17 protein-coding genes and 1 other annotated feature are annotated in these 20,591 nt (G+C 35.2%); of the genes, 12 read left to right on the top strand and 5 right to left on the bottom strand.

All coding sequences use genetic code 11. From position 1 onward, the window contains the following. Positions 1 to 84 precede the first annotated feature (84 nt). A complete protein-coding gene (gene ku / locus ACIQXI_RS06250; RefSeq protein WP_402922649.1) occupies positions 85 to 903 on the bottom strand; it encodes a non-homologous end joining protein Ku in 819 nt (272 codons plus the stop codon). Between the two features lie 103 nt (positions 904 to 1,006). Here ku and ACIQXI_RS06245 point away from each other — a divergent pair, with 103 nt between their 5' ends. Next, complete coding sequence (locus ACIQXI_RS06245; RefSeq protein ID WP_402925680.1) at positions 1,007 to 2,836, top strand: DNA ligase D; 1,830 nt, start codon at positions 1,007 to 1,009, stop codon at positions 2,834 to 2,836. 57 nt (positions 2,837 to 2,893) lie between these two features. On the opposite strand, the gene ACIQXI_RS06240 is transcribed toward ACIQXI_RS06245, so the two are convergent. Beyond that, entirely contained in the window at positions 2,894 to 3,847 is a 954-nt protein-coding gene (locus tag ACIQXI_RS06240; RefSeq protein ID WP_402922647.1) for an MBL fold metallo-hydrolase, read from the bottom strand. A 493-nt stretch (positions 3,848 to 4,340) separates the two neighbouring features. On the opposite strand from ACIQXI_RS06240, the gene acnA reads away from it, so the two are divergent. Beyond that, positions 4,341 to 7,046 (top strand): aconitate hydratase AcnA, encoded by a 2,706-nt coding sequence (gene acnA / locus ACIQXI_RS06235; protein ID WP_402922645.1) that lies wholly within the window; start codon positions 4,341 to 4,343, stop codon positions 7,044 to 7,046. 112 nt (positions 7,047 to 7,158) lie between these two features. Here acnA and ACIQXI_RS06230 read toward each other — a convergent pair whose 3' ends face one another. Beyond that, positions 7,159 to 7,743: a DJ-1/PfpI family protein gene (locus ACIQXI_RS06230; protein WP_402922643.1), complete on the bottom strand. Its 585-nt coding sequence runs from the start codon at positions 7,741 to 7,743 to the stop codon at positions 7,159 to 7,161. 141 nt (positions 7,744 to 7,884) lie between these two features. On the opposite strand from ACIQXI_RS06230, the gene ACIQXI_RS06225 reads away from it, so the two are divergent. From ACIQXI_RS06225 to ileS, 7 genes are all read left to right on the top strand, one after another. Then, on the top strand, positions 7,885 to 8,322 hold the full coding sequence (locus tag ACIQXI_RS06225) for an Lrp/AsnC family transcriptional regulator (protein WP_402922641.1): 438 nt from the start codon (positions 7,885 to 7,887) through the stop codon (positions 8,320 to 8,322). A gap of 71 nt (positions 8,323 to 8,393) precedes the next feature. Then, positions 8,394 to 8,909 (top strand): sigma-70 family RNA polymerase sigma factor, encoded by a 516-nt coding sequence (locus tag ACIQXI_RS06220; RefSeq protein WP_402922639.1) that lies wholly within the window; start codon positions 8,394 to 8,396, stop codon positions 8,907 to 8,909. Next, positions 8,902 to 9,849: a DUF3221 domain-containing protein gene (locus ACIQXI_RS06215; RefSeq protein ID WP_402922637.1), complete on the top strand. Its 948-nt coding sequence runs from the start codon at positions 8,902 to 8,904 to the stop codon at positions 9,847 to 9,849. Before ACIQXI_RS06220 ends, ACIQXI_RS06215 begins: the two co-directional genes overlap by 8 nt. Positions 9,850 to 10,074: 225 nt before the next feature. Further along, positions 10,075 to 10,356: a hypothetical protein gene (locus ACIQXI_RS06210; RefSeq protein ID WP_402922635.1), complete on the top strand. Its 282-nt coding sequence runs from the start codon at positions 10,075 to 10,077 to the stop codon at positions 10,354 to 10,356. 62 nt (positions 10,357 to 10,418) lie between these two features. Beyond that, the gene (locus tag ACIQXI_RS06205) at positions 10,419 to 10,919 is read left to right on the top strand and encodes a GNAT family N-acetyltransferase (RefSeq protein ID WP_402922633.1); all 501 of its coding nucleotides are present in this window, start codon (positions 10,419 to 10,421) and stop codon (positions 10,917 to 10,919) included. Positions 10,920 to 10,971: 52 nt separating this feature from the next. Continuing rightward, positions 10,972 to 11,820: a DUF2785 domain-containing protein gene (locus ACIQXI_RS06200; RefSeq protein ID WP_402922631.1), complete on the top strand. Its 849-nt coding sequence runs from the start codon at positions 10,972 to 10,974 to the stop codon at positions 11,818 to 11,820. 36 nt (positions 11,821 to 11,856) lie between these two features. Then, positions 11,857 to 12,094, top strand: a binding site (T-box leader). A 55-nt stretch (positions 12,095 to 12,149) separates the two neighbouring features. Further along, positions 12,150 to 15,242 (top strand): isoleucine--tRNA ligase, encoded by a 3,093-nt coding sequence (gene ileS / locus ACIQXI_RS06195; protein ID WP_402922629.1) that lies wholly within the window; start codon positions 12,150 to 12,152, stop codon positions 15,240 to 15,242. Positions 15,243 to 15,317: 75 nt separating this feature from the next. Here ileS and ACIQXI_RS06190 read toward each other — a convergent pair whose 3' ends face one another. Next, positions 15,318 to 15,473, bottom strand: a complete 156-nt coding sequence (locus ACIQXI_RS06190) for a hypothetical protein (protein ID WP_402922627.1) — start codon at positions 15,471 to 15,473, stop codon at positions 15,318 to 15,320. A 535-nt stretch (positions 15,474 to 16,008) separates the two neighbouring features. Between ACIQXI_RS06190 and ACIQXI_RS06185 the strand changes: the two genes are divergently transcribed. From ACIQXI_RS06185 to ACIQXI_RS06175, 3 genes are all read left to right on the top strand, one after another. After that, the gene (locus tag ACIQXI_RS06185; RefSeq protein WP_402922625.1) at positions 16,009 to 16,755 is read left to right on the top strand and encodes a hypothetical protein; all 747 of its coding nucleotides are present in this window, start codon (positions 16,009 to 16,011) and stop codon (positions 16,753 to 16,755) included. A 631-nt stretch (positions 16,756 to 17,386) separates the two neighbouring features. Further along, the gene (locus ACIQXI_RS06180; RefSeq protein WP_402922623.1) at positions 17,387 to 18,310 is read left to right on the top strand and encodes an L-threonylcarbamoyladenylate synthase; all 924 of its coding nucleotides are present in this window, start codon (positions 17,387 to 17,389) and stop codon (positions 18,308 to 18,310) included. Between the two features lie 17 nt (positions 18,311 to 18,327). Continuing rightward, on the top strand, positions 18,328 to 19,194 hold the full coding sequence (locus ACIQXI_RS06175; protein ID WP_402922621.1) for a helix-turn-helix domain-containing protein: 867 nt from the start codon (positions 18,328 to 18,330) through the stop codon (positions 19,192 to 19,194). 45 nt (positions 19,195 to 19,239) lie between these two features. Here ACIQXI_RS06175 and ACIQXI_RS06170 read toward each other — a convergent pair whose 3' ends face one another. After that, positions 19,240 to 20,457, bottom strand: coding sequence for an MFS transporter (locus ACIQXI_RS06170; RefSeq protein ID WP_402922619.1), 1,218 nt, complete (start codon positions 20,455 to 20,457; stop codon positions 19,240 to 19,242). Between the last annotated feature and the right edge of the window lie 134 nt (positions 20,458 to 20,591).

Genomic DNA, 20,591 nt, shown 5'->3' with positions numbered 1-20,591 from the left:
AGGATAACGATTCATTGCCATAATACAATTTAAAGACATCGAGAGTAGTCTTCTCGATGTCTTTTGTATGAGCAAAAGTATTCATTAGGCATTTTTCTTCGTTTTCGTTGCTCTTTTTCGTGGGGCAGGTTTTTTTGTTTTATCCAAAGAAGCTTGGAGCGCTGACATTAAATCGGTAACGTTATCAGGAAGAGGACGTTTATCGCTTGCAGAAACTGTATTGGTTACTTTCTTTTCCTCTATTAGTTCCATTAGTGCATTACGGTATTCATCAGTATATTTCTCTGGCTCAAACACAGTTGTTAGCTGGTCTACTAGCATTAAGGCAGCGTCCAATTCTTTTTGGACAATCGTTGGCTCGCTTGGAATATTCGGAACATCTTGCACGCTGCGTACTTCATCGGGAAAGTGAATGGTTTCCATTACGAGCGCATTTTGATAGACGCGTACGATGGCAAGCTGTTCTTTGGAACGAATAATAATTTTAGCCACACCAATTTTTCCGGATTCCTCTAATGTTTGTCGTAATAACGCATATGCTTTACTGCCGGTAGTATCAGGCGATAAAAAATAAGTGCGTTCAAAATAAATAGGATCAATTTCGCCTAATTTTACAAAATCTATTATTTCAACCGCCTTATCTTCATTTTCTTTCCGTAAGTTTTCTAACTCTTCTGCGTCCAGCACAACAAACTTATTTTTTGCATACTCATATGCTTTCACAATGTTTTCATCTGTTACTTCCTTATTGCAGCCTTCACATACTTTTTTATAGCTAATAGGTGTGTGGCATTCTTTATGAAGTTGTCGTAATTTAATATCTTTATTTTCAGTCGCAGCATGTAGTTTAACAGGTATGTTGACAAGACCAAATGATATACTGCCTTTCCAAACTGTATGCATATTGTCACCTCGTTTTTCTTACTATGTTATATTTTGATGGTTTTTATGTATGCTAAATAGAAATCGTGAAAACAGTATATAAAACAGAAAGTAGGTGAGCGTTATCAAACCGATGTTATTAACTGAAGCAATAGAACCACCAATAGGAGAAGAATGGCTGTACGAAACAAAGTACGATGGATTCCGCTGTATATTACAATGGGCTGAAGCGGAACCGTTTTTAATAAGTAGAAATGGCAATGTTCTTAATCACTTATTTCCGGAAATAATGGCGTATTGTCAAAAGCTTTATGAGGAAATAAAAGCATATTTACCTTTAACGCTTGATGGGGAACTCGTTTATTTAACGAATGATTATAAAAGTGAATTTTCAAAAGTTCAACAAAGAGGCAGAATGCAAAATAATGAAGCGATTGCTGCACATGCAGAAGCGTTTCCTTGCCATTATATTGTCTTTGATTTATTGCTTATAAAAGGGGAAAGCCAAACGAATCGCTATTTAAAGACCCGTAAACAGCAGCTAGCTACTCTTTTTACGACATTGAAGTTGCCTACTTCTATTCATTATGAAGAAAATCGACGCTTGCAAGCCATTGATGTTTTTGAAGATAGTCAAACATTATGGCATTTGATTACAAGTAATCAAGGTGAAGGGATTATCGCCAAGAAGAAGAATAGTAAGTGGCAAGAGAATGTAAGGGCTACCCATTGGATAAAAATAAAAAACTGGCGCATTGTCACGGTAATTGTCACTAAATATGATAAGGGCAATGGCTTTTTTCATGGCTGTGTTCTTCAACAAGGCGAGTTAACAGAAGTAGCGGTTTTTAAACATGGCATGAAAACGGAAGAAATGAACACGCTTATTGCGTTTTTTCAAGCAAATGGTCACAAACAAAATGAGACATGGCAATTAGAACCTTCCATTTGTGTGGATATTGCCTGTATCGATTTTGATGGCAAAAAATTGAGAGAACCACGATTTCATGCATTCAGGTTAGAGAAGGAGCCACAGGAATGCGATTGGCAACAAATGCAACGACAGCTGATGCCGATACCTGAACGTGTACAAGTAACCCATCCGAGCAAGCCAATTTGGCCAGACATTGATATAACTAAAGATGTTTATTTGCACTATTTACAAGTGATTGCGCCCTTTATATTGCCTTTTTTATACAATCGACCGATTACACTTATCCGTTTTCCCCATGGTGTACCTGGAGAGAGTTTCTATCAAAAAAGTAGTCCAGAGCATGTCCCAGATTTTGTTACAACGATAAGGATTGGCGATCAGCTGAGTATACTATGCAATAATATCGAAACTTTATTGTGGCTAGGTAATCAGCTTGCCTTAGAATTCCACATTCCTTTTCAAACAATCGATACGGAAAAGCCGACAGAGATTGTCTTTGACTTAGACCCGCCGTCCGTCGAGGCATTTTCACTTGCGGTCAGTGCGGCACTTCATTTAAAAGAAATCTTTGACTACTTTAAGCTACAATCCTTCGTAAAAACGTCAGGTGGTAAAGGCCTACAAGTTTATATTCCATTGCCATTTAATACGTTTTCCTATGAGCAAGTGCGGGAATTTACATCGTTTGTTTGTCATTTTTTATGTGAACAAAAGCCAGCATTATATACAATTGAGCGCTTAAAAAAAAATCGTCAGAACAGACTGTATTTAGACTATGTTCAGCATGCGGAAGGCAAAACAATCATTGCACCTTTTTCTACACGAGGGAATCCATTGGGGTTAGTTGCAACACCATTACATTGGGATGAAGTAAATGACCAACTTCGACCGGAGCTATTTTCAATACATGCTGTTCTAGAGCGAATGAAAGTTATGGGAAATCCATTTAGAAATTTCCGAGCAATTGGGGAGAAACAGAACTTCCTTGCTGTGCTCGAGCATCTCAATCATGAAGGATGAAAAAGAATCTGCCAGTTTTCTCAAATAAAAGAGAAGCAAGCAGATTCTTTTTAGGCATTAAACTTTGATTTTCTTTTGTAAATAATCGAGGATGCCCATTGCTGATACGACTGTATCAAAAGGTATTGTTTGATAGACTGGATGGTTTTCTGCAATACCATTGTTTTCAAGATATTGATGTAAGAGCGCTTGTAATCCCGCATCCAAAAGTTTAACCTGTTCTGACAAAATATCGGATGCAGCTAGTGCCTTTTCACCCTCAGCTAAAAACAATGGCGTCCAGTAACGAATTTGACGGTAAGCTTCAGCAGGATTTGAATAGGCACCATAGTGACCAAAATACAATTGTTGAACATTTAATGCTTCATATAGCTGTATGGACAGTTCCATTGTTGCTGGGTCGTACTGATTGGGAGAAGTGGAAGGAATGATTAAATCAATTGCTTCATCCGCCATTTCTGGATAACAGACGCCCGTAGTATCGCCTACAAATAAGCCGTTCGTAGCAGAGTAATGCATCGATATATGATGCTTTGCGTGACCTTCCGTATGATAAAATGTTAATTGATGATTTCCTAATGACAAAATATCCTCGTGTCCAGCTTCCATAATACGTTCTGGTGCAACCGGTAAAATCGGATCAAAAAGGCGTTCAAAATCTTTTCCGTAGACAGACTTTGCGCTAGCAATAAGCCGACTTGGATCTACCATATGTGTCACACCACGGGGGTGTACGACTAGCTTCGCATTTGGGCAACTTTGCAAGAACAGGCCTACACCACCAGCATGATCTAAATGAATATGGGTCACGATGACATAATCAATATCCTCTAAAGAAATTTGCAATTCATTTAAAGCTTCTATTATATAAGGAACAGAAGGACTAGCGGAAGTTTCGATTAACGTTATCTTTTCATCAATTAGTAAATAAGCGCTTGTTCGTTCCTTACGATTTAAATCATGCGTATCAATACAAAAAAAGTTTGGTGCTATTTTCTGTGTTCGCTCCATATAAATAATCCCCCTAAGAAAGCTAGATTTTCTCTAAAATACATTATTTATCTATAAAAAACACTAGTTCTATTCTATCATAAAGGGAATGCAAAGTGAATGTCTATTCATCTTCGTGGAAAAGGGGCTATAATTAGTTGTTCCACAAATTTAGCGCTCTTTATAATCCCTTCTTTATGGAAGGATTTTACTAATAAAGGATTTCTTCCTTGTATTTTTATAGTAAACAACTAATTTTACTATTGTTCAAAACTATCTTTGAATATTTTTTAAAGAAATGTTCACAATAAATTAGGCTGAAATATGTCATTTTCGTCACAAATTCGCTCATTCATGTAAAATAAACAAAAAACATTACCTGTCATAAGAAATACTTATCGAAAAAGATAATATTAATGTAATTTACTTATGAATATAAATACGTTATCATGGGTGGTGGAGAAAAGATGCTTTACATAGGCCTTTTCAAAAAGATATTTAGGGGGATCCGCAAATGGCACAAGGTAATTTACACAACAGCCGCGCATCATTCGAAGTTAATGGTAAAACTTACAATTACTATGACTTAGCTGCGATTGAAAAAGCTGGCGTTGCAAAAGTTTCAAACCTTCCTTACTCAATCAAAGTATTATTAGAATCAGTTTTACGTCAATATGATGCATATGTTATCAAAGAAGAACACGTAAACGAATTAGCAAAATGGGGTAACGGTGCTAATCCAGAAGCTGAAGTACCATTCAAACCTTCTCGTGTAGTATTACAAGACTTTACTGGTGTACCAGTAGTAGTTGACCTTGCATCTCTTCGTTCTGCAATGAAAGAAATGGGCGGCGACCCAAGCAAAATCAACCCTGCTATTCCAGTTGACCTTGTAATTGACCACTCAGTACAAGTTGACAAATATGGTAATGCTAGTGCATTACAAGCAAACATGGACCTTGAATTTGAACGTAACGCTGAGCGTTATAACTTCTTAAAATGGGCTCAAACTGCTTACAATAACTTCCGTGCTGTACCACCAGCAACAGGTATCGTTCACCAAGTAAACTTAGAGTACTTAGCTCCAGTTGTACACGTAAACGAAAATGCTGACGGCACATTTGAAACATTCCCAGACTCAGTAGTAGGTACTGACTCACATACAACAATGATTAACGGTATCGGCGTTCTTGGATGGGGCGTTGGTGGTATCGAGGCTGAAGCAGGTATGCTTGGTCAACCTTCATACTTCCCAATCCCAGAAGTTATCGGGGTTAAATTAGTTGGCGATCTTCCAAACGGAACGACTGCTACTGACTTAGCTTTAAAAGTAACACAAGTTTTACGTCAACGTGGCGTAGTTGGTAAATTCGTTGAGTTCTTCGGACCTGGCGTATCTAAATTACCACTAGCTGACCGTGCAACAATTTCTAACATGGCTCCTGAATATGGTGCTACATGTGGTTACTTCGCAATTGACGAAGAATCATTAAACTACATGCGTTTAACTGGTCGTGACGAAGAGCACATCGCGGTTGTAGAAGCTTACTTAAAAGCTAACCACATGTTCTTTGATCCTACATTAGAACCAGTTTACACTGACGTATTAGAAGTAAACTTAGCTGATATCGAACCAAACCTTTCTGGTCCTAAACGTCCACAAGACTTAATTCCACTATCTCAAATGCGTTCTCGTTACAAAGAAGCAGTAGTGGCTCCACAAGGTACTCAAGGTTTCGGTTTAACTGAAGCTGAATTCGAAAAAACTTCTGTAGCTAAATTTGCTGAAGGTGATGTAGAAATCCCAACAGGTGCTGTAGCAATCGCTGCGATCACTTCTTGTACAAATACATCTAACCCATACGTATTAATCGCTGCTGGTTTAGTTGCGAAAAAAGCTGTAGAAAAAGGCTTAACTGTTCCTAAATGGGTAAAAACTTCTTTAGCACCAGGTTCTAAAGTTGTAACTGGTTACCTTGAAGATTCAGGTTTACAAACATACCTTGACCAAATCGGTTTCAACACTGTAGGTTACGGCTGTACAACATGTATCGGTAACTCAGGTCCATTACTTCCTGAAATCGAAGACGCTATCAAAGACAACGACTTATTCGTAACGTCTGTACTTTCTGGTAACCGTAACTTCGAAGGCCGTGTACACCCACTTGTAAAAGCTAACTACTTAGCTTCACCACCACTTGTTGTTGCTTATGCACTTGCTGGTACTGTGGATATCGACCTACAAAAAGATTCATTCGGTAAAGACAAAGATGGCAACGAAGTATTCTTCGCTGATATCTGGCCTTCAACTGAAGAAGTTAATGCAGTATTAGGTACTGTCGTTAACCGTGAATTATTCCAAAAAGAATACGAAACTGTATTCACAGCGAACGAAAAATGGAATGCAATTGAAACATCAACTGAGTCTCTATACACATTTGATGACAAATCAACTTACATCCAAAACCCACCATTCTTCCAAGGTCTTGCAAAAGAGCCAGAAGCAATTAAAGGCTTAAATGGCTTACGCATTATGGCGAAGTTCGGTGACTCAATTACAACTGACCATATTTCTCCAGCTGGTGCCATCGGTAAAGATACACCTGCAGGTAAATATTTAATCGAAAACGGTGTTGCAATCCGTGACTTCAACTCATACGGTTCTCGTCGTGGTAACCACGAAGTTATGATGCGTGGTACATTTGCTAACATCCGTATCCGTAACCAAGTAGCTCCTGGTACAGAAGGTGGATTCACTACTTACTGGCCAACAGGCGAAGTAGAGTACATCTATGACGCATGTATGAAATACCAAGAGCAAGGTACTGGCTTAGTAGTACTTGCTGGTAACGACTACGGTATGGGTTCTTCTCGTGACTGGGCTGCGAAAGGTACATTCCTACTTGGCGTGAAAACTGTTATCGCACAATCTTACGAGCGTATCCACCGTTCTAACTTAGTAATGATGGGTGTTCTTCCTTTACAATACTTAAACGGTGAATCTGCTGATTCTCTAGGTTTAACTGGTAAAGAAGAAATCTCTGTAAATATTACTGACAATGTAAAACCACGTGATATCTTAACAGTTACTGCTAAATCTGAAGACGGCACAGTTAAAACTTTCCAAGCTTTAGCTCGTTTCGACTCAGAAGTAGAAGTAGACTACTACCGTCACGGTGGTATCCTACAAATGGTTCTTCGCGCGAAAGCTGCTGAATAATTATTTAATAAAAACCGATCTCTTAGGAGGTCGGTTTTTTGTTATTCGAAAATCTTAGTACTAAAAGGGTTTCAGAACGATAGAACAAGTTCAAAAACCCTTTTCCATTGTATTATTTAAATCCCATTAAATCCTTCACTTTCTGTGTATTTTCAGTCGTTGTTAGCATTTCAAGCAAGCTAAATGCGACATCGAAAGCAGTACCAGGATTTGAGGAAGTAATAATATGGTCTGTTTGTACGATGCGTTCATTAATGATAGATGCACCAAAAGATTGAAGCTGAGCTAATCGTTTACTTGTTGGATGACTGTAAGTTGTCGCCTTCTTATTTTGTAATATGCCACAATTCCCTAAAGCTAGAGATGCTACACATATCGTAGCAATTGGCTTTTTATTTTCATTAAAGTGTCGAATAACTTGCTGAAATTCCTCACTAAAAGCATCCTTATAAAAACCCGCTTCTTCAAAACCTCCAGGAATCGCTAATGCATCAAAATCCTCTAGAGCAATCTCATTCAACAATTTTTCGGGTGAGACCTGAAAATTCCATGTACATTGCAACTGTTTATGTAAACCGACAGTAATAACCTCCGTTGTGCCATCACCCTCCCATTTATTCCAACCTAGCACATCAGTAAAGACACTTGCTTCCACCGCTTCAAAGCCATTTGCTAAAAGTAGTAAGATTTTTTTCATATGGTTGATACCTCCTTTATTGCTTTAATTGTAATAAAAGGAGTAACTGAATAACAGAAGTTATATAATGTAATCAAGTCTATTTTCCTTATAAGGAAAGGAATTAATTAAAAAACAATTAATAAAAAAAGGTGGATTCTAATGGACAATATCGATACAGAAATTTTACGCCAATTACAATTAAACGCGAAAATCTCAATGAAGGAGCTAGCAAGCATCGTTCATTTATCCTCACCAGCTGTGATAGAACGAGTGAAAAAGCTAGAAGAGCAAGGGATTATTGAAGGCTATACATCAAAAGTAAACTTAAAGAACATAGATCGTTCAATCCAAGCCATCGTATTGTTTAAGTCCATTGATTGTAAAAGTCTCTCGAATTTTTGTAATGCCCATCCGGATGTGTTGGAATGCTATCGGGTAGCTGGTGAAATTAGCTATATTGTCAAACTTGCCACATACTCAGTAGAAACTTTAGAACAGTTTATAGATGACGCGATGCCTTACGGTACACCCTCTACAAATATTGTGCTGTCTTCCAATGAAAAATCAATGATACTTCCTTATTTCAATGAAAAATAATAATAATTTCCAAAAAAACAAACTTTTGTATCTTGAGCACCGTTTATAGTGTAGAGAAGGGAGGCGAGACGTTGTTAGTAAAAGAACTGGAAGAAATAATGGAGCTACATACGGAACGACTTATTCGTCTTGCTTATTATTATGTGAAAGATTTACAAGAAGCAGAGGATATTGTACAAGATGTCTTTATTAAGTTTTACGCCAATGAGCAAAAATATGAAGAACGTGGAGAGTTAAAAGCCTATTTATCGAGGCTTGTCATGAACAAAAGTAAAGACTATTTACGCAGTTGGAGCTATCGAAAAGTACAAGTGCAACAAAAAATTTTCGCTAAGCAAATAATTGAGAGAAGGGATATGCTCATACAGCAAGATGAGCAAACGTTAATTGAACATGCTATATTGGCACTACCATTAAAGCAACGGGAAGTACTGAGTTATTTTTACTTTGAAGATATGCCTATTGCAGAAATTGCCAAGCTTTTAAGTATTCCTGATAGTACAGTGAAAACAAGGCTGCGCAGAGGACGTGAATTATTAAAGCCAAAGCTACAGCATATAGAATGGGAGGTGCTGCTACATGAGTAAATACGAAGTAGAAGCTTTAAAAGACTTAAAAGCTAGTAAAAATCGGGTCATGACTAATGTAGTAAGGCAAATAGAGCAACGCACAAAACCAAAACAATCTAAACGCTGGCAGTATAGTATGTTGACCGTCATACTCACTGTATGTATCGGTATATTTATTTACGCTCAAATCAACAATGGGGGTGAGTTATCAGCAAATGCTGTACCGATATTAGATGAAAAAATATATGATATGGTTATTCAAGAAGCAATTGAGAAAAATGAAAGTCAAGATCTTATTAATTCGAATTTTCAAACACTAATCGAAATGGATGCTTATTATGCCTTTGCAATAAGTAAGGGTATAAAATTTAGCGAAGCGGCAATTGCAGAGCGACAGCGTTTTGAAAGAGAGCAATTGGAACGCTCATATAAAGAAAGTACAATATTTAAAGATGGATTTTCAAAACTTAATCTAACACTAGACGAATATTACGATAAATATATGAAGGTATTTTCTGTTAAATTGCTTGCTCAATCGGAACTAATGAAGGAGTATTATCAAAAATACGAAAGCAGTTTTCAAATACATGCACATTCGGCTGTAAAAAAAGAAGCGATGGATTATTTTATTGCCGAATATGGTTTACAAATGGCTTATTTAGAAAACAAATACAATGTGTCAAAATTTAATATGGCTACATACTACAAATATGGAACGGTCGTTGCCATTGAGGAAGATCGATTTTTAGTTGTTACTGGAGCATTACAAGAGGAGATTGGACGTTTATCGAATGAAGAAATGATTAATAAGCATACAAACGGCATATGGTTTCCACTTCACGAAGTACAACAGAAAATTACAATCGGTCAAAACGTAAATATCACCTATAGTTTGCAAGAAGCATTAAATCAGTACGATTTTGTTGCGAATTTGGATGAAATCGAAATTTCAGAGTAGCACCCCTAAAAAACAGCTTACAAGAATAAGCTGTTTTTTATTTTGGATTAAGGTACAATTATTGTAAGTAACTGTATAAAAATGACAAGAGGAGTATTCTCATTGATTGATTATTTCGAACGTACATTACGTTTAACAGATTTGGAAGTATAGACAATACGTATTCAACGCGTCTATTATAGTTTAGTTATCATTGATGAAAGAAGACAGGCGACTGTAGAAGAGTTGGATATCGCTGATTTTTACATTGATGAAGATGAACAACGAACGAATTATGTATCAGTAAGTATTTTTTCTGAGAACGGTGTCCAAGTAAAACATATTGAACCATTAGCGGATTTTGCAAAGCAATTAACAGAGCATTTAGCACTGGCGCACTGTCATGTAATAACGAAATTTTTTACAGAGCGGCCAGAAATCGCTATTGATCGTTTGCTAATTGATAAGTATGACCATAAATTAGCGGACATTCCATTGGAAAAATTATGGCATTTAAATCAAGATTGATTATGATATTTCATTCTATGTGTGAGGTATTTTAGCTTGAATGACTAAGAAGAGGTGGAAAAATGATTGAATTTCGTAAGATAACTGGGGAAAACATTGAGGAAGTCATAGCACTTGAAGTTGCAGAAAATCAGCAAGACTATCTGGAAACAACAAACCTGAGAAGCTTTGCTGATGCTCATATGTTAAATGCTGATGGGATACCAGCAAACCCTATCGCCATTTATGCCGATGGGATTGCGGTAGGATTTTTAATGTATATTTATGATACGTTAGATCATGAATCATTTGAAAAAGAAGTTTTTTACGGAAAGAAGAGCTATTTTGTTTGGCATATAATGATTGAAAAGCGTTATCAGGGCAAAGGATATGGCAAACTTGCCTTTGAAAAAATGTTAATGGATATTGAAAAGATGCCTTATGGGGAAGCAGAGTATGTATCACTCTTTTACCATACAAGTAATAATAAAGCGAAAACATTATACGCATCATGTGGTTTTGTAGATACAGGCATTATACAGGATCATTCAATGTTGGCGATTAAACAACTTGATAGGAAATGAATAAGATTTCTAGAAAAGAAATATAAGCAATACCAAAAGGGGAGAACTGCATATGATATTACACGGACAATTATTAACTGAAACGGATTTAAAAGTTGAACTGCAAGCATTCCTAAATGACCCTAACACATGGCAACATGCAGATCACAATAAGGTCATACAGTCCATGTTAACGCATATAGGTTCAGTAGATAGTGAACTGCGAGACGGATTAATCTATAGTTCCTTTTATACAATGATTTTACAAGAAAATTTGTTGGGTGCGACTATGTTAAGTGAGATGTTGGACAATGCCTTAACGCAACTATTGTGTAAAGGCATTGGAGAAAATCAAAATGATTCAGTTTTTACAAGAACCTTTACATCACTACTAATCGCCCTTATATTAACGCGCGATAATGAAGATGATTTTCTTGAAGCGTACAAGATTGAGGAACTTTCTAATAAGGTAATTGCCTATTTGCTAGCTGAAAAAGATGTAAGAGGCTATGTGCCAGATAAAGGATGGGCACATAGTGTGGCCCATGTATCAGATTTAGTGGATGAATTAGTGAAAAGCTCTAAATTTAATAAAGCATCCTTTATCGATTTATTGCGTCCTTTATGGAACATGCTGTTACAAACAGAATATGCCTTTATTCATGATGAAGATGAACGGCTGTTAGTACCTCTATTCACCATGCTAGAACTAGGTTTGCAGCAAAAAGAAGTTCTCACATTACTAAATGAAACGATGGCAACGATAGCTGCACAAAAGACACAGCTTGATGTCCAGCACTATCGAATATTACGCTTTAACTGGAAATCATTTTTAAAAAGTTTTTATATACAAACTGCTGATAAAGCTCAATATACGGTGCTACATCAAAGCATTAAGGAATGTCTGAATATTGACAAGTGAATGGCAATTTGTTACGATAGGGCACAATAAAAGCATACAAATTCGTTGATGAGAAAGAGTAGTGTTACATTGTGTTCTACAGAGAGCCGACATGTTGGTGGAAGTCGGTGTACAAATGTTTCATGAAGATCCTCTCTGAGAAGATTAGCTGAACATAGTAGGCTAATTCGGGTGTCTACCGTTAAAAAGAACACGTATGATTGTACGTTGCTAAGTGCTATTGAGCGGTTTTCAATAGAATTAGGGTGGTATCGCGGTTAACCCCGTCCCTTACTTGGGACGGGGTTTTTTGTATGCCTTTTATACACTACTGTATAGGAGGAGTTTACATGCAAGTCGAGAAAAACAAAGAGACAACTGTAGAAAGGGAACAAAGAGTACGTAAAATATGGGAGGAAGAAAGGACTTTTCAAGCATCTGTCCAAAATCGTGCCACTCGTAAGCCCTTTGTATTTTACGAAGGCCCACCAACAGCCAATGGTTTACCACACGTCGGTCATGCTTTTGGTAGAACGATCAAAGATGTGGTGGCACGTTATAAAACAATGCAAGGTTTCTGCGTTGAACGAAAAGCCGGATGGGATACACATGGGTTACCAGTAGAGTTAGGTGTGGAGAAAAAATTAGGGATATCCGGTAAACAAGAAATTGAAAACTATGGTGTCGAACAATTTATTAAGGAATGTAAAGGTAGTGTTTTTACGTACGAAAAGAAATGGCGCACGTTTACGGAACAATTGGGCTATTGGATTGACTTGGATAATCCATATTTAACGTTAAGTAACGAGTATATCGAATCTGTTTGGCATATTTTAAGTCATGTGCATCAGGAAAAGCTGTTATATAAAGGACATCGTGTATCCCCTTATTGCCCAAGTTGCCAAACATCATTAAGTTCGCATGAAGTAGCACAAGGCTATAAGGATGTAAAAGATTTGTCGGTAACGGCGATGTTTAAACGGAAGGATAAAGACGAATATTTTCTTGGTTGGACGACAACTCCCTGGACATTACCTGCTAATGTAGCATTAGCCATGAATCCACATATCACATATGTAAGGGTAAAACATGACAATACCATTTATATCCTTGCTAAAACACTTGTTGAAAAAGTATTTTCTGAACCAGTTGACATGTTAAGTGAGCATAAAGGTCAAGAGTTTGCCGGTGTAGCATACCAACCGCCATTTTCATATGCAACGGTTGAAAAAGGGCATGTTGTCGTATTAGCCGATTACGTAACCGATCAAAGTGGAACGGGTATTGTGCATACCGCTCCAGCTTATGGAGAAGATGACTATAGAACAGTGCAACAACACCAGCTGTCCTTTGTCAATGTGGTGGATTTACAAGGTTGCTATACAGAAGAAGTGCCAGAGCTTGCAGGTAAGTTTGTCAAAGACTGTGATGTCGACATCATTAAAATGCTTGCGGAAAAAGGGCTGCTATTTGCGAAAGAAAAATATGAACATAGCTATCCATATTGTTGGCGCTGTGATTCACCGTTACTTTACTATGCAACAGATAGCTGGTTTATCAAAATGTCGGCATTGAAGGAGCAAATGCTACTGAATAATGAACAAGTCACATGGTATCCTGACCATATTAAAGACGGACGTTTTGGCAATTTCTTAGAAAATATCGTAGATTGGAACATAAGTCGAAATCGTTACTGGGGTACACCGTTAAACGTATGGATTTGTGAGACATGTGGTCATGAAGAAGCACCAGATAGTATGGCAGCACTAAGCAAGTTAGCAAAAGAAATAGTGCCTGATAACATGGAACTGCATAAACCGTATATCGATGAGGTTGTTTGTGTTTGCCCATCATGTCATGGAGATATGCGCCGTACACCTGAAGTGATTGATGTATGGTTTGATAGTGGCTCAATGCCATTTGCTCAGCATCATTATCCATTTGGTAATGTCGATGCATTTTCCAAACAGTTTCCTGCAGATGTTGTCATAGAAGGCATCGACCAGACACGCGGCTTTTTCTATAGTTTATTAGCGGTATCTACATTATTTACAGGGAAAGCGCCATACAAAAATGTACTGTCGCTAGGTCATGTATTAGATGAGCACGGGCAAAAGATGTCGAAAAGTAAAGGCAATGCATCAGAGCCAGTTGAGTTAATCCAACAGTATGGAGCGGATGCTTTAAGATGGGCATTTTTAGTCGATAGCTCACCTTGGAATTCGAAGCGATTTTCTAAGAAAATAGTGGTGGAGGCCAAGTCAAAACTCGTGGATACATTGGATAATACATTGAAATTTTATCAATTGTATGCGGCTATAGACGGTTTCAGCTACGATGCCGAAAATACTGGAAAACGAACGAAGCTAGATCATTGGATAAAATCTCGTTTACACCATACGATTCAACTTGTGACAAACTATATGGATGATTTTCAAATAACACAAGCAACGAGAGAAATTGCTAAACTTGTTGAAGAGCTAAGTAATTGGTATATTCGTCGTTCGCGCACTCGTTTTTGGGCAAACGGTTTATCAGACGATAAACGAGGAGCTTTCAGTACGTTGTGCGAAGTTTTAACGACTGTTAGTCAATTATTGGCTCCGTTTACGCCGTTTCTTGCGGAGGATGTATATCGAAAATTATGTAGCGAAAGTGTCCATTTACAAGACTATCCGAAGTACGATGCAACACTACGAGACCAACAACTTGAACAACAAATGGCAAATGTTCTTACCGTAGTTGAACTCGGTCGAAGTATTCGCAATAGTAAAGGACTTAAAGTGAAGCAACCATTAAAGGAAATGGTGATGTCAGTAGTTGGAGAAGTGGAAGATTATGCGCGGTATAATGATATTATTCGAGATGAATTAAATGTGAAGGAATGTAAGTGGACACAGGACTTTACTACTTATGAAACCATTCACTACAAACTAAACTTCAAAACAGCTGGTGCAGCATTTGGATCACAAGTGCATAAAGTAAAAGATTATGTAATGCGATTAAGTGAAGCGGAAAAAATGACACTTCAGTTAAATGGCTCAATTGAATTAGACATCGATAATCAAAAACTTACTCTGTTGAAAACACATGTGATAAAAGAGTCCATCGTGAAAGATCATTATGTGTTAGCAGAAGAGAATGGATGTCGTGTCTTACTCGATACACAGTTAACAGAAGACTTACTTCAGGAAGGTCAAATAAGAGAGTTAATACGTACGATACAGGAAACCCGCAAAAAATGGCAGTTACCTGTGGAACAATATATTTCAATATCAATCTCTGCAGATGCTGAAACGAAGAAAATCATCCAACACTATACTACTTTATTAAAAGCGAATGTATTGTTAAATGACATTTTGTTCGGGGAAGTGCAATCAGGAGAAAATATCATTCAGACGAAGTTGTTTGATAAAGAAATCAAGATTGCTGTTAATTTCTAATATATAGTTTAGGAAAAGTCGATTAAAAGATGCGCTAAAATCTTTTAATCGACTTTCTTTTCTTATTATTTATATTTAAGTAAGCTTATTGTTTTCTTTAATGCCCAAAGCAACAGAAAGCGCCCCTATTAGAAAGAAGATTAAACCTTGAGAAAAACCTAAGACTATAAATATTCCAGCGATAAATAGATAGCTTGCTACAATAGGATTTTTATAATTGATCGTCTTCAAGATATCACCTCCTGCAAACAATAAATTACTTTTTAATAGTATACAGTATTAATTTTTAAATTATTTTGTAAATTACCGCTTACTGATGTTCACAAAATATTCAAAAAATAGACACTTTTAATCTTGAAAAATGCATTTTATACTGACAGTAAAAATAATATTCATTTTCAAAGAGGGTGAGTAGAATGTCTTTGAAATAATTTCCGACGAAATTTGTGTTGTTATTAGTAAAAATAGGGAATTAAAATCAACTTTGTTTAAAATTATGTCTGGATAAATAACAGCAACTAAAGGGCTATTATATAGCTATTCAGAAAAAAGGTTTCCTAATATATATGCTTTTATTAGTAGAACATACTAATAATAAAATACTTTTCTCTGAATTTTCTTTAGGAATGAAACAAAGATTGGGCCTAACATTAGCATTAATCTTAACTCAGATTTATTAATTTTAGATGAAGCTGTAATGGACTTAATCCTGAAGGTAAAAGGGATATAGGTGAGACTTCTAAAAAATTGAGAAGGAGAGATTAAAATGAAAAAATGCCATAAAGCTATTAAAGTAATGGTGGTGTTAATACTTTTTGTATTTGCATTTTCTAGTTCAGTCTTGGAGACAAATGCTCAAACTAATGACTTTGCTAATTTAAGTCAAACTTCACAAATGATAACGATTGTAAAAAATCCTATTAAAATTCAGGAAATTAAAGATATAACACTTGATGCTATAGCTAATAAAAGCGTCCTCAGTAATGTTCCAAATAATTACTTAAATTATGATGAAATTAAAATTGGTGAAGTTTTTGTTGATAATGATACATATACAATTTCATCAATTCCCATTACTTCCAGTAACTATAATCCTATAAGCAATTTAACTCTAATTATTCAAGATGGAGAAATTTTAACTTATAGTGAGACGTTAATAACAAAGAGTCGGACGAATACAGTTGCTATTTCTGTATTTACTGATGGAATGAAAATATATGAAAAAATAACGGATATAGAATATTTAAGCAACAGTGAAGTACAGAAAGTAATAGATAAAGCTCAAAATCTTCCTTTAGGTAATAATATTATACAAACACGAGGCATAGCAGAAGTGGCACTTTGCCTTTCTAGTGTACTTTTAATTGATTTAGTTGTTGCTAGAATCGTAGCAACAACTTGCATTGGCGCTTGTGCAGGTGGTGTAGTACCACTTTGTGTACCTTGTATTGCCGGAGTTTTTGCGATAGGTGGGGCTAATATTGGCGCAGTAATTGCTTGTTTTAAAAAATAACTGATAGATTCACGATTTAGAAAATGAGCTTTTTTCAAAACAACAAGAAGCGTAAAATAATATGCTTCTTGTTGTTTCATCTTTGTCAAAGAGAAATACTAAAATAATTATAAAAATAGAAAAGGAACCAATAGTACTAAAATCGAACCAATACTAAAAACTAATACCACTTTTATTATGTCTTTTTTCAAGATAACACCACCTTACCCTAAATGTAGTTAACTAAAAAAGAAAATAAAGGTTATAAAAATAATATCATCTTTTTTTGAAAATTCTAATTAAAGGATATATTTTGAGACGCAAAATCAGAACTTAATCTAGCAATTAACTCAATGGTTCGTGAGTTTTCTAAAGCAACGATGAAGGGGGCTTATGGCGAATAAAAAGCGACCAATAATTCACATAAAAATGCATTAATGATACATCCTTTATTATTAGAATTTAAGACTGATAGGGTAAAGGCAGCAGAAGAGATTGGAATAATTAAAGATAAGCATAATAAAATAGCAGGTGCTTTAATTGATAATAAATCCGGACATTTTAAACCTCATAAAAGTTCTTTAAATCTTGTTCGAGATTACCTTACAAAACTAAATGTAAATCAAGATTATATATACGGGGTGAATATAGGATGAACGAGGAAGCCCTTATTGAAAAATCAGTATCTGCGTTGAAAAAAGGAGATTTATTAATTTATCCTACAGAAACAGTTTACGGAATTGGAGTGGATTCTCAAAATATTGAAGGAATAAAAAAACTTTATAAAATCAAAAATAGAGCTATACATAAGCCGCTTGTTTTAAATGTCTCTAGTATTGATATGGTAAGTAAATTAGCTTATATTTCAGAAGATACGAGGCTTCTAATGGAATATTTTTGCCCAGGTCCTATAACATTTATTTTTAAATCGATCAGTGAGGAAAAGAACATAGGGTTTAGAATGCCTGATAACAGTTTGACTTTGAAAGTTATCGAGAATTCTGGCGCTCCTATATCAGGTACTTCTGCAAATATTTCAGGTCTATTAGCTTCCACCAATATCGAGAAAACTAAAAATTATTTTCCTCAAACAGACATATTCTTTTTAGATGGAGGAAAACCAAGAATCGGTATCGAATCAACGATTTTAGATATGTCAGCTTGTGAAAACTATAAAATTATCAGGCATGGAATCATAGCTAAAGAAAAAATTGAATCTATCATAAAGAAAACTATAAGTGATGAACAATCAGAAATATATTATTCAGTGGAAGGGAATATTAAATTTTTACTGACTACTACAAGCCAATTAGAAGAAAACAAATACCACTATACAAAGGAAGATCACATTTGGTTAGTTAGAGAATCAACAGCTAAGAAATTAAAATTATTGAAACTTAAAAATGTGATTATCTTAAGTGATGATTCCCAAGAAGCCTTAAAAAATTTATATGATATCATTCATTCTATACAAAGTAATAGAGTTAAGATAATAGTCGCAGAAAAAAGAGAACCAATAAGCTATGCTGATAAATTATTTAATGAAAAAATCAGCATGTTAGCTCATAGAACATAACGGTAAAGGTGATTTTTATGGATAACTTAGGTCATACTTTTCGCAAGTTACGGTTATACAAAGGTTATAGTCTTAATAATACAGCAAAAGATATAATGTCCGTTTCTCATTTATCTAAATTTGAAAGAGATGAAACTGGCATAACTGTTTCTAAGTTATTATTGTTGCTTAATCGAATTAATGTAACTTTTGAAGAATTTATTTATATCCATAATGAATTTAAAGTAGGGCATTTTGAAGAATTAATTATAAACATGAAGGAATCTTATTTACGTGGAGATTTAAAGTTTTTAAATAAGTTAAGAAATGATGAGATTTTTAAATTTGAAGAAACTAATGTATTGTCATATAAATTAAACAGTATCATGATCGAAGCAATTATTTCGGACCTTACTGACAACAAAGTTAAACAAGAAAATTTAGAAATACTCGTTGATTATTTATGGCAAGTAGAAGTCTGGGGAGAATATGAAATAATTCTTTATGGAAATACATTACATTTGTTGGCTATAGATACTGTAATTATGTTATCCTCAGAAGTCATTAAAAAGAGTATGTATTTCAAAAACATGTTAAGTTACAAGCGAAATTTATTTGATGTGTATTTCAATACTATTAGAACATGTCTTGAGCATAATAAGTTGAAAGAGACGGAAGCCTATTTATATGAATTAAAAAATCAAAATATACCTGAAACATTTATCTTAGAAAAAACAACTCTAAATTTTTACTTCGGTTTATTCAAAATGCATACAAAATATAAACAAGGTCTTGAACTTGCTCAAGAATCAATAGATATTTTACATAAGGTTGAATGCTTGAATCATGCTTTAAATTATGAAGAATACTTACAATCATTTGTAATAAAGCTTAAAAACCAATAAAAATATAATAGCCAGCTATCAATAAAAAATAGATAGCTGGCTTTTTTAAGAATGACTTTCTTCTAAAATTTCCTTTTTATTTCGTAAAGATGGTAAGTAAAAAATCGTTACTAAAGCAATGAGTATTAAATAGGCTGCAATAATAAAACCTGTATTAATTATGCCGATACGATCAATAAAGTATCCGAAAAGTAGATATCCTGGTAAGCTTACTCCAGTGTAAACGAAATGGTATAAGCTGTATACTCGTGAAAGATAGTTCTCTTCTACATTGCTTTGTAAATACGTATTTAAAAAAATTAAAAATAACCCTTGTGCAAATCCACCGATAAGTAATCCTATTAACAATACCTCAAGTGGTAATTCCAACGAGAATAAAGCGATAATAATACCAAAGCCTAGACTTGAAGCATAAAGCCCTATTTTAGGATCAATTCGTTTGTATAAGTAAGGCGATATGAATGATCCTAAACCAATTCCAATCAAACTATATGTGGTAATTATATATAAATCTTCATGTGGTCGTTCCAATATTTCCACTAAATACGATATTAAATAAAGATCTACTGATGAACCAACTAACCAGGCAGCACCAAATATATGAAACAGCTTACTATATAATTTATTTAATTTAATATAAGCTAATCCCGCTTTTACGTCTTGTATGATCGTTGTCGGTTCGTTGTTTGATAAATTTTTGTGATATGGCTTTACTGCTAAAATCATAATCATCGAAATAATATAAAATGAGCCTATGATAAGTAGCAAACTAGAATAACTCAATCCACTTTTAATCAGCCAGGCCCCTACGCTATAAGAACCTATTTTTGCAAGGAGCATTGTGATTTGGATATAGCTATTTGCATTTGCTAAATATTCCTGCTTAACAATTTTGGGCAATAGAGACGAATTGGCCGGGATGTAAAATACATTACACAGGACAATGGAAAAGATAAATATATAAATGATAGTAGGTGTTAAATGAATCGTGTTAATTATTGCAAGACATCCAACTAAAACAAATCGTATTATGTCAGTAAAACTCATGACCTTCTGAAGATATTTTCTTTCAATAATCGCTCCTGCGGGCAAAGAAAATATAATTGCTGGAAGAGTAGAAAATATAAAGAAAATTGAAAGTCCGATAGCGCGAATACCAAAATTGCCTAACATAGATAATAAAATTATAAATAACATAGCATCCGCAAATACACTAAAAAAACGAGAGAAAAACAGTAAAACAAAATTATGATTTTTAAACATAATAGCCCCCTAGGTGAATGATAACTGGCTTGTCATCTTTACTTTGCATACTACTCACCATTTAGCTAAACTAAGAATTCTTAACGCTTGAAGTGGGCGCTTCTTGGGGATGGAGCATACTACCAGAATGTCTT

It is taken from the genome of Lysinibacillus sp. NPDC097195 (genome assembly GCF_044762075.1).
In the GTDB taxonomy this organism is placed as follows: Bacteria; Bacillota; Bacilli; order Bacillales_A; family Planococcaceae; genus Lysinibacillus.
Note: the sequence above shows the minus strand (reverse complement) of the source record. Positions and strands in the feature narration are given on the sequence as shown.

Bases quoted from the DNA above. Each gene is read 5' to 3' on its own strand.
- ileS (WP_402922629.1), top strand. From the start codon at position 12,150: ATGCAAGTCGAGAAAAACAAAGAGACAACTGTAGAAAGGGAACAAAGA.
- ACIQXI_RS06175 (WP_402922621.1), top strand. From the start codon at position 18,328: ATGGATAACTTAGGTCATACTTTTCGCAAGTTACGGTTATACAAAGGT.
- ACIQXI_RS06170 (WP_402922619.1), bottom strand. From the start codon at position 20,457: ATGTTTAAAAATCATAATTTTGTTTTACTGTTTTTCTCTCGTTTTTTT.
- ku (WP_402922649.1), bottom strand. From the start codon at position 903: ATGCATACAGTTTGGAAAGGCAGTATATCATTTGGTCTTGTCAACATA.
- ACIQXI_RS06240 (WP_402922647.1), bottom strand. From the start codon at position 3,847: ATGGAGCGAACACAGAAAATAGCACCAAACTTTTTTTGTATTGATACG.
- ACIQXI_RS06205 (WP_402922633.1), top strand. From the start codon at position 10,419: ATGATTGAATTTCGTAAGATAACTGGGGAAAACATTGAGGAAGTCATA.
- ACIQXI_RS06200 (WP_402922631.1), top strand. From the start codon at position 10,972: ATGATATTACACGGACAATTATTAACTGAAACGGATTTAAAAGTTGAA.
- acnA (WP_402922645.1), top strand. From the start codon at position 4,341: ATGGCACAAGGTAATTTACACAACAGCCGCGCATCATTCGAAGTTAAT.
- ACIQXI_RS06185 (WP_402922625.1), top strand. From the start codon at position 16,009: ATGAAAAAATGCCATAAAGCTATTAAAGTAATGGTGGTGTTAATACTT.
- ACIQXI_RS06180 (WP_402922623.1), top strand. From the start codon at position 17,387: ATGAACGAGGAAGCCCTTATTGAAAAATCAGTATCTGCGTTGAAAAAA.
- ACIQXI_RS06225 (WP_402922641.1), top strand. From the start codon at position 7,885: ATGGACAATATCGATACAGAAATTTTACGCCAATTACAATTAAACGCG.
- ACIQXI_RS06215 (WP_402922637.1), top strand. From the start codon at position 8,902: ATGAGTAAATACGAAGTAGAAGCTTTAAAAGACTTAAAAGCTAGTAAA.
- ACIQXI_RS06230 (WP_402922643.1), bottom strand. From the start codon at position 7,743: ATGAAAAAAATCTTACTACTTTTAGCAAATGGCTTTGAAGCGGTGGAA.